Genomic DNA, 13347 nt, shown 5'->3' with positions numbered 1-13347 from the left:
CAGACTTTTATAAAAAATTAGATTCACGTTAAACATAATTTGAATGGAAGATAGTTATGGCAACATTATTTGCACCCATTTTCGAGATCCCTGCCCATATCCAGCAGCTTACCAACTTGGCTGATAGCCGGATTGGTGCAGAAATTCTTGAATGTTCAGATGATTTTTTTGCTGAAGCAAAACGAATGTTGCAATTTGATGCACCAATTTTTGTTGAAGATAAATTTGATAATCATGGCAAATGGATGGACGGCTGGGAAACCCGCCGCAAGCGTCATGCCGGCTATGACTGGGCGATTGTCAAACTGGGGGTAGCTGGAACCATCAAAGCACTAGATATTGATACCACATTCTTTACCGGAAACTATCCAGCTTCTGCTGCAGTTAAAGCCTGCTATGCACCAAATGGTGACTTAAGCACCGCAACCTGGCACTCAATTTTACCAAACAGTATATTAGGTCCGAGCCAGCATCATATTTTTAATATTGATTCAGACGAAGTCTTTACACATGTACGCCTAAATATTTTCCCTGACGGGGGTGTAGCTCGCTTTAAAGTCTATGGTGAAGTAAAAATTCAGGTTCAGGACAGCAATCAGGTGATTGATCTGGTCGCTCTGGAAAATGGCGGTCGTGTCATTGCCTATAGTGATGCGCACTTTGGTCATCCACGTAATCTGATTAATCCGGGGCGTGGCATCAATATGGGTGATGGCTGGGAAACCAAGCGCCGTCGTGCACCCGGCTTTGACTGGTGTATCTTGGCTCTGGGTCAGAGTGGTCAGATTGAAAAAATTGAGATTGATACCGCGCATTTTAAAGGTAACTTTCCTGCTCAAGTCTCTATCCAAGCGATTTATATTGAAGATGCGACTGACCAGCAGTTAATTCCGCAAAGTATGTTCTGGCCATTCCTGCTTGAAGCACAAGAGATGCAGATGGATCATATTCATAGCTTTGTTGAGGAAATCTTAAAACAGGGAAAAATTTCTCATATTCGGGTGAACATGATTCCGGATGGTGGCATTAGCCGGATTCGACTGTGGGGAAAAGTTGCCTGAGTAATTATATCTATGAGCATGCAAACCATAAAAATACAGCCCTTAACTGCTGAAAGTTTCTTGCCTTATGGCGAGGTCATTGCCTGCGAAGGCAATGATTTTTTCCATATTAATGATCAGCAGACCGAGCGTTATCATGCTCTGGCGGTTGCTGAAACAGATGCTAAAGTTGGTCTAAGTATTTTTAGAAATATTCAGACTACAGCCATTCCCTTTGCAATCGAAATGCTGGAACGTCACCCTGTCGGTTCACAAGCGTTCATCCCGATGCAGGGCCAGAAATTTCTAATTGTGGTTGCGCCTAATCTGGATCATGAAAAGCCTGATCTCAGTCAAATTCAGGCTTTTATCAGTAATGGTACACAAAGTGTAAATTACCGTGCCGGTACCTGGCATCATCCTTTGCTGACCTTTGAAGCTCCGAGTGATTTTGTGGTGATCGATCGGATCGGCACTGGTCCAAACTGTGATGTTTATACTTTTCCTGAAAAGATTTTTATCGAAAATTAAGCCCATTAAAAAGCCCTTATTGATAAGGGCTTTTTAATTTCTTATTTCTTATTTTAGAAATGATATTTCACTAAAGCACTCACGTTATTTTCATCTGCATCCGGAATACCGTATTTGTTATTCCAAACCGAATGCTCAATACCGAGATATAAATTGGTGTCAGGAGAAATATGCTTGCCGACATTCCATTTCCACTGAGTCGTCCAGTTCATCTCACTCACATGATCATCTTCAGCAGTTGACCAGTCCAGGAAGCCATCTACCAGGAATTCTTCAGTACCCAATTTAAATGGCACAGCATAGGTCAAGGTGAGCTGATAGTCGTCTTCCATATTTTCGTTATTTACACGATAAAGATTCACGCTGGCATAATTGAATTTTGGAATAGCCAGGTCGAAACCTACGCCGTACAGGAAGTTATCAAAACCTTCACCACCTTCCCAAGTCGTTGCTACCAGAACATCTTTCACTGGACCAAATGCCAGCTTTTGACCTGAAACTTCACCCAGACTTAAACGTGGTGAAAATTCAAAATAGCTTGATTTAATATCATCGGAACCACGCATACGGTCAATGAAAAAGAAGACATCTGCATATTTAACTTTTGCAGCGTATTCAACAGTTAGGGTTGCCTGTTTTTTATCTACAACTTCATAGTTTTCCCCATAAAGCCCAGTAACGCTAAAATCCTGCCAGACTGGTTTTGCCTGTGCAGATGCTGCACCCAATGCAAGTAATGTTGCAGCAGCAACTTGAGTAAATTTCATAAATAAGGTTCCCCAATGGAATTAAAAATCTCATTCTGGATTAAGCAAGAACAAAGCCAACTTTTTTAATTTTTGATAAAAAAGCCCATGACTGGCATGGGCATATGGAGGAAATCATACTTTAATGCAGCGTTTCTGCAATCTTTTCCGGAACCTCTGTTTTCGACTTGAACATTTGCAGATGATTAAACAGAATGTTTAAAAGGATCGCCATTAAACAGGTTGAACTGATGCCAGAATGAAATAGGGTTTGAAACCATTTTGGAAAATTAGCATAGAAAGAATAGTCAATAATCGGGATCATGCCGGCTGCAATTGAAGTTGCAACAATAATCAAATTCTTTTGCTCGTTATAATCAATTTTTGCCAGAGTTCGGATGCCGCTTGCAGCCACTGTACCAAATAGCACCAATCCTGCACCACCAAGTACCGGAACCGGAATTGCGGCGATTAGTCGGCCCATAATTGGAAGTAATCCCAAAACCACTAAAATCATACCGCCAGCAGCGACCACAAAACGGCTTTTAATCCCGGTAATGGCTACCAGCCCGACGTTCTGTGCAAAAGCACTTTGCATGAATGAACCAAAAATCGGTGCAACTGCACTTGAGAACATATCTGCACGCAGACCATTGGAAATACGTTCTGAATCTACTTTGGTTCCAACAATTTCACCCACAGCAATAATATCAGCTGTTGTTTCAGTCATAATCACCAGCGTCACGATCAGCATGGAAATGATTGCACTGAGTTCAAAAGTTGGCATGCCGAAAGCAAAGAAACTCGGAAATTGTACCCATGCACCATTGCCGACTTTACTAAAATCGCCAAAACCAAACAGATAAGCCAGCACTGAACCCAATACGATCGCCAATAAAATAGATAAGCGACGAATCGAGGCATTTCTACTCAAGTTTAGACAGATCACAATGGCCAAGGTCATCACGGCCAAACTGATATTTTCTACACTTCCCCATTCAGGTGCATTTTTATTGCCCCCCATCATCCAGCGAACGGCTACGGGTAAAAGTGATAAACCGATAATCGTGATCACACAGCCGGTCACGACTGGCGGGAAAAAACGGATAATTCTAGAAAAATAAGGCGCAAGGAAGAAACCAATTAATGAAGCTATGATGACTGCACCATAAACAGCTGATAAGCCGCCACCTGTAGTTACAATCGCCACCATCGTCGCCACACCCGCAAAGGAAACCCCTTGTACCAGTGGCAATTTAGCCCCGATATATTTCACTCCAATGGTTTGTAAAATCGTAGCCAGACCGCCAACAAACAATGCAGCCGCAATCAATAAACCGATTTGTGTAGCTTCCAAACTTGCGGCAGTACCCACAATGAGTGGTGGTGCGATAATACCACCGTACATGGTCAATACATGTTGCAAGCCATAGGCTGCACTTTTGCCTGCGCCAAGATATTCATGTTCTGGTGAAATGTTTGTGCTTTGTTCTGTCATTCTTTTTCTCTCCCTTAAAGCTTGAATAAAAAAATCAGCTTCCGCGATATGTGGAGTACGCGAATGGGCTGATCAGTAAAGGAATATGAAAGTGCTGAGAGGCATCTTTCACCTGAAAATGAATGACTGCTTTAGGAAAGAAAGTTTCTAGACCTAAGCCTTCAAAATAATCAGAAGTAGCAAATTCAAGACTGTATTTACCTTCCTCAAATTCGGTTAAACCAAAATCTGTGACTCGACCATCTGCATTGGTAAATGCTTTACCGAGTAAGGCACCTTCTTCATCAAAAAGTTTGATCAAAACATGTGCTGCAGGTTTGCCGAGATGCGTGTCTAAAATATGAGTGCTGATCATGCTTGCAGCTCCTGTGACAGTCTTAATAAAGCGATTTCCGCCAGTTGCGTATGGACAATACCTTTTTCGGTTTCCGGATCATTAACTAAACGGTCTTTCAAGGCATTCAGCACTTCTTGGCTATTTAAACCAGCCGCTTTAATCAGGAAGATATAGCCGTATTTTTTTTCATACGCGATATTGCCTTCTAGCAAAGCTTGCTGAGTTGCTTCGTCCTGAGTTATCGCAGCCTGTTCACGATTGGAAAAGTTTTTTTCAACTTCGCTTAATTCAGCCTGTGCCTTTTTTTCACCAATACGTGGATGATTATCCAAAGCTGCTTTGATTTCGTCCCAGGTCCAGGTTGTAGCCTGTTGTCTGGCTATATTCAATACATCTTCAACAGATGTATAAGGACGCTTTGCTTCAATCTGGGTCGACCAGCTCGGTATTTGCACACAGTGCTTTAAAAAGGTAATGGCCTCTTCTGGAGATGCCTGATTAAATTCAACGAGTTGCACTATTAAATCGCCTGATGATATTCATTTTTTGTTCAGTACAGGTTTTGCAATAACAGTGCCAAATCTTTTTGATCTTGTATTTTTATATAATATATAAAGCAGAAAAGAGAACTCAAGGTTCTCTTTTTTAATATATTTTTCTCATTTTGGTGCGTGATATTTATACCAATGCGTTGCAATATCACCCCGTCGGCAAATCCAGACTTTTTTATGACCTTGCACATAATCGAGGAACTTTTGTAGGGCTTTAAAGCGTCCTGGCCGCCCTAAAATACGACAATGCATCCCGATCGATAGCATTTTTGGTTCAGTTTCACCTTCAGCATAGAGCACATCGAAGGCATCTTTTAAATATTGATAGAATTGTTCCCCGCTATTAAAGCCGCCCGGTGAACTAAATTTCATATCGTTGCTTTCTAAAGTATAGGGGATGATCAAATGAGGGCGTGTTTCACCTGCCTGATTGGTCAATGTACTCCAAAATGGCAAGTCATCTCCATAGTTGTCGCAATCATATTGAATCTGAGGAAATTCAGCCAGTAACTGACGGGTATTTGGACTATCACGACCGGTATACCAGCCAGTCGGTGCTTTGCCGAACAGGGTTTCCAGTACGCTAATCGCCTGATCCATATATTGGCGTTCAAGCTCAATTGGCATGTCCTGATAATGCACCCAGCGCTGACCATGTGAAACTACATCATAATTAGCTTCTTTAATCGCTTCGACTATATAAGGATTACGGATTAAAGCCATCCCAACCCCAAAAATAGTCATCGGCAGATTACGCTTTTTAAACTCGTTATGAATGCGCCAGAAGCCTGCACGTGAGCCATATTCATACATGGAATCCATCGACATGTGTTTGTCTGGAAAGCTGGCTGCGCCAATAATGTCAGATAGAAACTGTTCTGAACCGGCATCACCATGTTCAACGTGGTTTTCACCACCTTCTTCATAATTCAGCACAAACTGAACTGCGACACGGGCCTGATTGGGCCATTCTACTTTAGGTACATCACCATGATAGCCAATCAAGTCACGTGAATAAGGCTGGTTTCGAATTTGATCTATGAGTTCTTGTCCGCGTAGATAGGTACTGGTCACGTTTAATCCCTGATGTGTTATATCAAACAGTAAAATTATTTAAGCGTGACAAGCAATATATGCGCCATAATAGAACATCTATGAAATTTAAAAATATTCCTAATATTTCTTATCATTCCACAAGTTTAATTAGATAAAAATGCTGCTAAAGTTTTAGTATTTTTATCTAGAATTGGGTGATTAGGAACAGTGATTTTAAAACTATTAGGTTTTAGAACAGCCTCATAAACTTTAATATCTTGTTGATAGTATTTATTAAAATAATTAATTGATTCAATTAAAGCCATTTTATTTGGGTCATGATTAGTGAGCTTTGCCCCCAAAATCACTGAAGATATATAAGTTGCAGGAATTTCTTTTAACAGTGAATTAAAATTACTAGAGTCATAATCATGTGCTAATGTTCTAAATTCATTTTCATATGACCAATCTGTTGATTTTATTAAATATTGATTCGTAACGAAATCCAGCAATTTTGCTCCATTTGCTACATCAAACATTGCTAATGGATTTGATATATCTAAAGGAATTTTTGGAAATTCATTCTGATATTTTACAGCTTGGACATTAAATACCTCATGTACCATAGCTTTAGGATTAGGATGTGGGATTTTAAATTCAACTAAAAAACCTTTATGGCTTTGAGCATAATGAGACCACATAAGCATATTTAATGGATTATTATTAAAACAAGTTACACTCAGCTTTGCTTTTATAGCTGTAGAGAAATGTTGATGTAGAATTTCTTTAACATCATTCGGCGCATTATTGAATTCAATAGATGCCATACAATCATATGGATCATTAAAATTATCAGGATGGGTAAACTTTAATTGAAGTTTTTTAAATAAATTTAACACTTGAAGCTTTGGATCAAAGCTTAAATGCTTATAGAGATAATAATACTGATCATCACATTTAATATTTTCAAATTGCCTTAAATAATCTGGTCTTGAGACTTCTTGCATAAGTACATGTAAAATTTTTTCTAAGTTCATAATAAAATCAATTTTTTTAGTCTTGATAAATTAACACTAAAGATTAAATTATATAACTCAAATATACTTTGAAAAAAAATCCCTCTTTTGAGAGGAATTTTAGAAGCAATTAAAACAAGAAATACCTCTGCGCCATCGGCAACACTTCCGCTGGCTCACAAGTCAAATGCACACCATCAGCACGAACTTCATAAGTTTCTGGATGCACTTCCATCACAGGACAGTAACTATTATGTTTCATATCCTGTTTAGTTACCTGGCGTGTCGCCTTACATGGTGAAATCAACTTTTTCAGACCTAATTTTTCATGTACGCCATTATCAATTGCGACTTGCGACAAGAATGTAATACAGGTGTTATGCACTCCACGTGGATAAGCCCCAAACATCGGACGATAATGCACAGGCTGTGGTGTTGGAATAGAAGCATTAATATCACCCATTGGTGCTGCTGCAATCATGCCACCTTTAATAATCATGGATGGTTTCACCCCAAAGAATGCAGGTTTCCACAGTACCAGATCGGCTAACTTACCTTCTTCAACAGAGCCGATTTCATGGCTTAAACCGTGAGTAATTGCAGGATTAATCGTATATTTGGCGATATAACGTTTGACCCGGTTATTGTCCCTATAGGCTGTATCACCTTCCAAAGGCCCACGTTGCACTTTCATTTTATGCGCCGTTTGCCAAGTCCGTAAAATTACTTCACCCACACGACCCATCGCCTGAGAGTCTGATGACATCATGGCAATCGCACCCATATCCTGCAATATATCTTCTGCAGCAATGGTTTCGCGTCGGATACGGCTTTCTGCAAAGGCCACATCTTCTGCAATCGCTGGATCTAAATGGTGACAGACCATCAACATGTCTAAATGTTCATCGATGGTATTAACGGTATATGGACGAGTTGGATTAGTTGAAGATGGCAATACATTCGGTTGACCAATGGCTTTTAGAATGTCCGGTGCATGTCCACCACCTGCACCTTCAGTATGATAAGTATGAATGGTTCGATTTTTAAAAGCTGCTAAAGTTTCTTCTAGAAAGCCACTTTCGTTTAGTGTGTCAGTGTGGATGGCCACTTGCACATCGTACTGGTCGGCTACAGTCAAACAGTTATCAATCGCTGCAGGTGTAGAACCCCAATCTTCATGTAATTTTAAACCAACAACACCAGCTTTGATTTGTTCTGCAATTGGCTCTGGCTGGCTTAAGTTGCCTTTACCTAATAAACCGATATTCATCGGTAAATCATCAATCGCTTGCAACATGGTGGCAATATGCCAAGGTCCTGGAGTTACTGTAGTCGCAGAAGTTCCAGCCGCCGGACCTGTACCGCCACCGACCATCGTGGTTGTACCAGACATCAGTGCCGTTTCAACCTGTTGTGGGCAGATCCAGTGAATATGGGTATCAATTCCGCCAGCTGTTAATATTTGTCCTTCGCCAGCAATGACTTCTGTAGCTGCACCGAGTGGAATGGTAATATTTGGCTGGATATCCGGGTTACCGGCTTTACCGATTTTCCAGATTCGACCATTTTTTAGGCCTACATCGGCCTTTACAATACCCCACCAGTCAACAATCAGCGCATTTGTAATGACAGTGTCAGCCACATCGGATGACAAAAGTTGTGATTGCCCCATACCATCACGAATGACTTTGCCGCCACCAAATTTAACTTCTTCACCATAAGTGGTGAAATCCTGTTCGACTTCAATAAATAATTCGGTATCAGCTAGACGAACACGATCTCCTACAGTCGGTCCAAACATTTCGGCATAAGCACGACGTGACATTTTCATGATTTATAAACCTTTATAATTCTGCTGCAATTTTTATGAATCGAGCTTGCCCATGATTCGCCCGGCGAAACCGTAAACCTCACGTTTACCTGCTAATGCAACCAATTCCACATCGCGTTTTTGCCCAGGTTCAAAACGAATCGCCGTTCCCGCTGCAATATTTAAGCGAAAGCCTTTGGCTAGTTCACGATCAAACTGCAAGGCATCATTCGCTTCGGCAAAATGGAAATGTGATCCGACCTGAATCGGTCGATCACCAATATTAGCAACAGTTACCTTCAAAACTTCCCGACCGACATTCATTTCAATATCGCTCTCAGGTGTAAAAATTTCCCCTGGAATCATATGCTGCTCCTATACGATCGGTTGATGGACAGTGACCAGCTTTGATCCATCTGGAAAGGTTGCCTCGACCTGCACTTCTGCAATCATTTCCGGAATGCCTTCCATGACATCATCACGTGTCAATAAGGTCGTACCGTAATGCATTAATTCACTGACCGTCATGCCATCACGCGCACCTTCAAGCAATGCCGCAGAAATATAGGCAATGGCTTCTGGATAATTCAGTTTTAAACCACGAGCTTTACGACGCTCTGCCACCAGACCCGCAGTAAAAATCAGCAGTTTATCTTTTTCTGTAGGGTTGAGTTCCATAACTGGTTCCTCATTGATATATATGTATTTCTAAGCAAAATATGTGCAAGATTCGATATTTGGTGTTCTCTCTCCCTTTGGGAGGGAGTTAAAGGAAGGGTTTTAATAAATGTTTAATCACCTCTCCCTAACCCTCTCCTATAAGGAGAGGGAATTAAAGGATTACGTCCGCCAAATCCTCGGAAATGCCTCATCCAGACCGAACCAGTAACGTCTTAATCGAGCGCGAATTGCAGCAAAACCATCATGGCATTGACGGACATCATCTCCCAGAAAACGTGCACTAATTACATCACCAAGCAAAGTCAAGGTAATCGGTACATCCATCCGCATAATCAGTTCACGAATTAAATCGAGATGTGGTTCCAGATAAAAACTCGCACGATATTTTTCAGGCGGTACAGCCCAAAAGCTGCCCATCACCGCATGTCCATTCATACCTAGACACGAACTGAGCCAGCGGTCATTGCCTTTAAAATTCAAAGTATCTGCAACCAGCAACTTGTCTTTACGCCAAAGCTGAAACCGGTTTTGATAAGCTCCCTGTTCAAACTGCTCATCTCTTGCCTGACGTCCGATCACCAGCATATCCCAACCGATAAAACTGGCTGCTGTATCTAAATGGACGATTGTTTCGGAACTGGCATTAGCCCTATCAAATAGTATAGTTTCTTGAGGTAGCCATTCAAAAATGGCATTGTCATTTAAACGGATATGGATGTGCTGAAAAGCCTGCTTGTCATTGGTTCTGTACCACTTACCCGCACCCGGTGTGGTCACCAAGGCATGAGCATTGGCATCCACCTGCATATCAAAAGTGAGATGATCCCCACCGGCGATCCCAGCTGGCGGATGCACGATAATGGCATGACAGATTCCGTTAGATTCAGGCCATAACATTTTCTGGATGCGTACCGGTCCATGATGCTTGCGATGTTGCAAAATGGTTCGCGCAGTCTGTTGCTGAGCCTGAAATCCCATTTCCAGACGTGCATACCATAAGTTCTGCTGTGTGCTTTTTTCTGCCAGTTCGTGCATCAACAAATCAACTCAATTTCATCTGCAAATGATTAATGAAGCATTAAGCCAAACCAATAACAGCAACAACTGCAGCTAAACCACCAACGATCTGCTTGCCATAAGGCACATATTTTTTCACGAATGCACCTAGAGCCAAGCCTGCACCATAAATCAAAGCCATTGCTGAAACCATACCGACAATTAATAGTGATACATGTCCACCTTGACCCAATTCACTTCCATGCGCTACGCCGTGAAAGCTGGCCAATAAAATTGCAGCGACAGGCAAAACCTTATTCGATTTAGTCCACAGCGCAACAGCTAAAATGACCAGTGAAGTGATGATGCCTGACTCAGCCAGTGAAGTTGAAAGCAGACCTTCACTCCCGAGCACAAAGCCTGCAACCATCGCTACTGCCAGACCGATAAGACCCATAATTTTCCAGCGCTGATTTGCAGTCCACATCAATACACCAAAGGCAATCGCCATCATCAGGTGATCTAAACCGGTAAAAGGATGGACAAAGCCAGACCAGAATCCATTGTGATGGTCATGTCCCGCGTGAGCCATTGCCAACATAGGTAAAGCAGCAATACCTGCGACCAGTAACTGTTTGAATAGACGCATGATGAATTTCCCCTTAAGACTTAAATAAACCTTGTTTTTCGATAAAGCTGATAATCTCGTTCAAGCCATCTTGTGTTTTCATATTAGAAAATAAAAATGGTTTATCACCACGCATCCGCTTTGCATCCTGGTCCATCACTTCGAGACTAGCCCCCACCATTGGCGCCAAATCTGTTTTATTGATAATCAGCAGATCTGACTTGGTAATTCCCGGACCACCTTTACGTGGAATCTTCTCGCCACCGGCCACATCGATCACATAGAGAGTTAAATCGGACAATTCAGGACTAAAGGTTGCCGCAAGGTTATCGCCACCACTTTCAATAATAATCAGCTCCAGCCCATCAAACTTTTCACACAAATCATCAATCGCAGCCAAGTTAATGGACGCATCTTCACGAATCGCAGTATGTGGGCAACCTCCTGTTTCTACACCGATAATACGGTCTGGCGACATCGCTTCATGACGGGTTAAAAAGTTCGAGTCTTCTTTGGTGTAGATGTCATTGGTCACCACTGCCATATTGTATTTTTCACGCAGTGCAAGACATAAATTCAGGGTTAAAGCGGTTTTACCTGATCCAACCGGACCACCAATTCCAACGCGTAATGGACTACGTTCTGACATGTTGATTTCCTTTTTTACATTTTCTTGGCACCAGTTTTAATGATGCTTTTCAAACTTTTTACTGCTGATCTAATCTGAAAACTAAGACCGGAATAAGCGTGAATACTGGGTTTCATGCGACATACTCAATATGGCATATTGCGGTAATGCGCTGCTGATTTCATAATCTTCTAAAATTAATGCCGCCTGTACAGCTTCAGGAATCTCCTGATGTAATTGCCAAATAATCCGCTGCCCGCTCATTTGCCCCAGTGGAATGGTTTTTACTGCTGCAAGCACCTGATTTTCCAAAACCGTAAAGCTATAAGCAGTTAAGACATCGGCAAGATCTAAACCCAGCTCACCACATAAATGTGCATACACCGGTACAAACCCAAATTGTTTTTTTACGCTCGGGGGCTGTTTTAAAACATCTCTAATCCATGCATTCAAGGAAAATGCCAACTGCTGAGATTCAGCCAGTAATTCTTTGGATTCTCGGCTGGCCCGATACAGTTCCGCCCAATAGTGAAACTGTTCTGCATCATCAAAAGTCTCTACCAGACGCTTGAGTACTGGAAGCTCAAAACGCACCAGCAGCATTTCCAATACTTCCTGAAAATAGCTCACACAAGAGGCTTCATCATGCACCATGCCTTTTTCGATGGCGCTTTCCACCCCTTGCGAATAACAATACGCTCCAATCGGCAATGCCGTTGAAGATAAAGTCAGCAAGCTGAGCAGTTGAGAAGCATTAGTGATGGACATGATGTAAAGCCTTGATTGGGCTTAAACGGTGGTCATGCTGATGCTGTGCATAAGCCCCACTTTCAGGTTCAAATGGGTGCATGACTTCCTGAACTTCAAGACCTAAACCCTGCACCATTTCAGCCAGTACATGATCCGGTTCAAAGTACAATGCAGTAGGTGTTAACATGAGAGGAACATGACGATTCCCCAGATGATAGGCTGCTTTTAATAAGTCAAAGCTATTGTCCGTAGTCACCTGCATCAATTTTTCAGGTTTCGCATCAACCCGAAGAATGTCACCCTGTTCAGTTGCTATAAAAGAACCACTACGCAAGATTCCAGTACGTGGTAAATCTGCACCAATATCGACACTATTTCTTAAAGTTGCACGAAAACGGCTCTTTTGTCGTGTATCGAATGTGAGTTCAAGAGACTCAAAATCACTTTCTGGTGCAATGTTTTCCAAACGTTGCGTATAAATTTTCATAACTACCCTACTGATGCTGATAAATCCTGTATTTGTTCCAAATTGAAACCAAATAATTTTTAGCATTTAAAATTTGCATCAAAATAAAGCAGTTATCGTGCCAAATTTTCTATAATTTCTAATCTTTAATTTATTTCTGATGCTAATTTTAATTTATATAATTATCAGCAGTTGTATGAAATAAAGATTAAATTTTTAATAGTATTTAAATTAGCCTTAAATATGTTTATTTTATAAGCAAATTTTAATGGTATAAAATATGAAAAATCTTATAGAACATGAAAAGGATAATTCTGAACTAATACTTGGTTTAGTGGGTGCAATTGGAAGTAAAATTCATACAGTTTCAAATATTTTAGGATCTATTCTTGAAAATGATTTTAACTATCGAGTTGTACCTATAAGAGTTTCCTCTGATATTAGATCTCTTTCATAAATCAAAAAACGATCTTCTTTTTGGTTAATATTTGCACTCCGGATTTCTTAGCATTCGTGCATAATCTGCGGATGAAATACATCGATTCAAACAAGCTTTCTGATCCTCAGTTCAAGCGATACACAGGCATCTCATGGTCAACTTTCTATTTGATGGTTGAGCAATTGCAGAAGCATG

At 41.1% G+C, this 13347-nt stretch carries 17 protein-coding genes; 3 read left to right on the top strand and 14 right to left on the bottom strand.

Features of this window, described 5'->3' with window-relative positions; all coding sequences use genetic code 11:
- Positions 1-56 precede the first annotated feature (56 nt).
- Positions 57-1061 carry an allantoicase gene (alc, locus tag FTV25_RS01360; protein ID WP_180001969.1) on the top strand — a complete coding sequence of 335 codons (1005 nt, stop codon included), beginning with the start codon at positions 57-59 and terminating at the stop codon, positions 1059-1061.
- Between the two features lie 12 nt (positions 1062-1073).
- Positions 1074-1571 carry an ureidoglycolate lyase gene (locus FTV25_RS01355; RefSeq protein ID WP_175967571.1) on the top strand — a complete coding sequence of 166 codons (498 nt, stop codon included), beginning with the start codon at positions 1074-1076 and terminating at the stop codon, positions 1569-1571.
- Positions 1572-1624: 53 nt separating this feature from the next.
- Here FTV25_RS01355 and FTV25_RS01350 read toward each other — a convergent pair whose 3' ends face one another.
- From FTV25_RS01350 to ureE, 14 genes are all read right to left on the bottom strand, one after another.
- Positions 1625-2338 (bottom strand): outer membrane protein OmpK, encoded by a 714-nt coding sequence (locus FTV25_RS01350; protein ID WP_180001968.1) that lies wholly within the window; start codon positions 2336-2338, stop codon positions 1625-1627.
- Positions 2339-2459: 121 nt separating this feature from the next.
- Positions 2460-3815 (bottom strand): nucleobase:cation symporter-2 family protein, encoded by a 1356-nt coding sequence (locus FTV25_RS01345; RefSeq protein ID WP_180001967.1) that lies wholly within the window; start codon positions 3813-3815, stop codon positions 2460-2462.
- A 34-nt stretch (positions 3816-3849) separates the two neighbouring features.
- Positions 3850-4170 carry a hydroxyisourate hydrolase gene (uraH, locus tag FTV25_RS01340; protein WP_034704325.1) on the bottom strand — a complete coding sequence of 107 codons (321 nt, stop codon included), beginning with the start codon at positions 4168-4170 and terminating at the stop codon, positions 3850-3852.
- Positions 4167-4670 carry a 2-oxo-4-hydroxy-4-carboxy-5-ureidoimidazoline decarboxylase gene (gene uraD / locus FTV25_RS01335; protein ID WP_180001966.1) on the bottom strand — a complete coding sequence of 168 codons (504 nt, stop codon included), beginning with the start codon at positions 4668-4670 and terminating at the stop codon, positions 4167-4169. The genes uraH and uraD overlap by 4 nt, the downstream gene beginning before the upstream one ends.
- Positions 4671-4811: 141 nt before the next feature.
- Complete coding sequence (gene puuE, locus FTV25_RS01330; RefSeq protein ID WP_180001965.1) at positions 4812-5777, bottom strand: allantoinase PuuE; 966 nt, start codon at positions 5775-5777, stop codon at positions 4812-4814.
- 125 nt (positions 5778-5902) lie between these two features.
- On the bottom strand, positions 5903-6775 hold the full coding sequence (locus FTV25_RS01325; protein WP_180001964.1) for a DUF2971 domain-containing protein: 873 nt from the start codon (positions 6773-6775) through the stop codon (positions 5903-5905).
- A 109-nt stretch (positions 6776-6884) separates the two neighbouring features.
- Positions 6885-8585 (bottom strand): urease subunit alpha, encoded by a 1701-nt coding sequence (gene ureC, locus FTV25_RS01320; RefSeq protein WP_180001963.1) that lies wholly within the window; start codon positions 8583-8585, stop codon positions 6885-6887.
- A gap of 33 nt (positions 8586-8618) precedes the next feature.
- Positions 8619-8930, bottom strand: a complete 312-nt coding sequence (locus FTV25_RS01315; RefSeq protein WP_005235571.1) for an urease subunit beta — start codon at positions 8928-8930, stop codon at positions 8619-8621.
- 9 nt (positions 8931-8939) lie between these two features.
- Complete coding sequence (gene ureA, locus FTV25_RS01310) at positions 8940-9242, bottom strand: urease subunit gamma (protein WP_004785859.1); 303 nt, start codon at positions 9240-9242, stop codon at positions 8940-8942.
- 162 nt (positions 9243-9404) lie between these two features.
- A complete protein-coding gene (locus FTV25_RS01305) occupies positions 9405-10280 on the bottom strand; it encodes an urease accessory protein UreD (protein WP_180001962.1) in 876 nt (291 codons plus the stop codon).
- Positions 10281-10323: 43 nt separating this feature from the next.
- Positions 10324-10890 (bottom strand): HupE/UreJ family protein, encoded by a 567-nt coding sequence (locus FTV25_RS01300; protein ID WP_180001961.1) that lies wholly within the window; start codon positions 10888-10890, stop codon positions 10324-10326.
- 13 nt (positions 10891-10903) lie between these two features.
- A complete protein-coding gene (gene ureG / locus FTV25_RS01295) occupies positions 10904-11518 on the bottom strand; it encodes an urease accessory protein UreG (protein WP_180001960.1) in 615 nt (204 codons plus the stop codon).
- 81 nt (positions 11519-11599) lie between these two features.
- A complete protein-coding gene (locus tag FTV25_RS01290) occupies positions 11600-12265 on the bottom strand; it encodes an urease accessory protein UreF (protein WP_180001959.1) in 666 nt (221 codons plus the stop codon).
- A complete protein-coding gene (ureE, locus tag FTV25_RS01285; protein WP_180001958.1) occupies positions 12252-12734 on the bottom strand; it encodes an urease accessory protein UreE in 483 nt (160 codons plus the stop codon). Before ureE ends, FTV25_RS01290 begins: the two co-directional genes overlap by 14 nt.
- A gap of 259 nt (positions 12735-12993) precedes the next feature.
- Between ureE and FTV25_RS01280 the strand changes: the two genes are divergently transcribed.
- Complete coding sequence (locus tag FTV25_RS01280; protein ID WP_180001957.1) at positions 12994-13170, top strand: hypothetical protein; 177 nt, start codon at positions 12994-12996, stop codon at positions 13168-13170.
- Positions 13171-13347: the final 177 nt, after the last annotated feature.

Source organism: Acinetobacter sp. YH12249 (assembly GCF_013417475.1).
Lineage (GTDB): Bacteria > Pseudomonadota > Gammaproteobacteria > Pseudomonadales > Moraxellaceae > Acinetobacter.
This window is presented reverse-complemented; position numbering and strand designations above follow the sequence as displayed.

Coding starts and splice junctions, on each gene's coding strand:
- alc (WP_180001969.1), top strand. CDS start 57: ATGGCAACATTATTTGCACCCATTTTCGAGATCCCTGCCCATATCCAG.
- FTV25_RS01355 (WP_175967571.1), top strand. CDS start 1,074: ATGAGCATGCAAACCATAAAAATACAGCCCTTAACTGCTGAAAGTTTC.
- FTV25_RS01350 (WP_180001968.1), bottom strand. CDS start 2,338: ATGAAATTTACTCAAGTTGCTGCTGCAACATTACTTGCATTGGGTGCA.
- FTV25_RS01345 (WP_180001967.1), bottom strand. CDS start 3,815: ATGACAGAACAAAGCACAAACATTTCACCAGAACATGAATATCTTGGC.
- uraH (WP_034704325.1), bottom strand. CDS start 4,170: ATGATCAGCACTCATATTTTAGACACGCATCTCGGCAAACCTGCAGCA.
- FTV25_RS01325 (WP_180001964.1), bottom strand. CDS start 6,775: ATGAACTTAGAAAAAATTTTACATGTACTTATGCAAGAAGTCTCAAGA.
- ureC (WP_180001963.1), bottom strand. CDS start 8,585: ATGAAAATGTCACGTCGTGCTTATGCCGAAATGTTTGGACCGACTGTA.
- FTV25_RS01315 (WP_005235571.1), bottom strand. CDS start 8,930: ATGATTCCAGGGGAAATTTTTACACCTGAGAGCGATATTGAAATGAAT.
- ureA (WP_004785859.1), bottom strand. CDS start 9,242: ATGGAACTCAACCCTACAGAAAAAGATAAACTGCTGATTTTTACTGCG.
- FTV25_RS01305 (WP_180001962.1), bottom strand. CDS start 10,280: ATGCACGAACTGGCAGAAAAAAGCACACAGCAGAACTTATGGTATGCA.
- FTV25_RS01300 (WP_180001961.1), bottom strand. CDS start 10,890: ATGCGTCTATTCAAACAGTTACTGGTCGCAGGTATTGCTGCTTTACCT.
- ureG (WP_180001960.1), bottom strand. CDS start 11,518: ATGTCAGAACGTAGTCCATTACGCGTTGGAATTGGTGGTCCGGTTGGA.
- FTV25_RS01290 (WP_180001959.1), bottom strand. CDS start 12,265: ATGTCCATCACTAATGCTTCTCAACTGCTCAGCTTGCTGACTTTATCT.
- ureE (WP_180001958.1), bottom strand. CDS start 12,734: ATGAAAATTTATACGCAACGTTTGGAAAACATTGCACCAGAAAGTGAT.
- FTV25_RS01280 (WP_180001957.1), top strand. CDS start 12,994: ATGAAAAATCTTATAGAACATGAAAAGGATAATTCTGAACTAATACTT.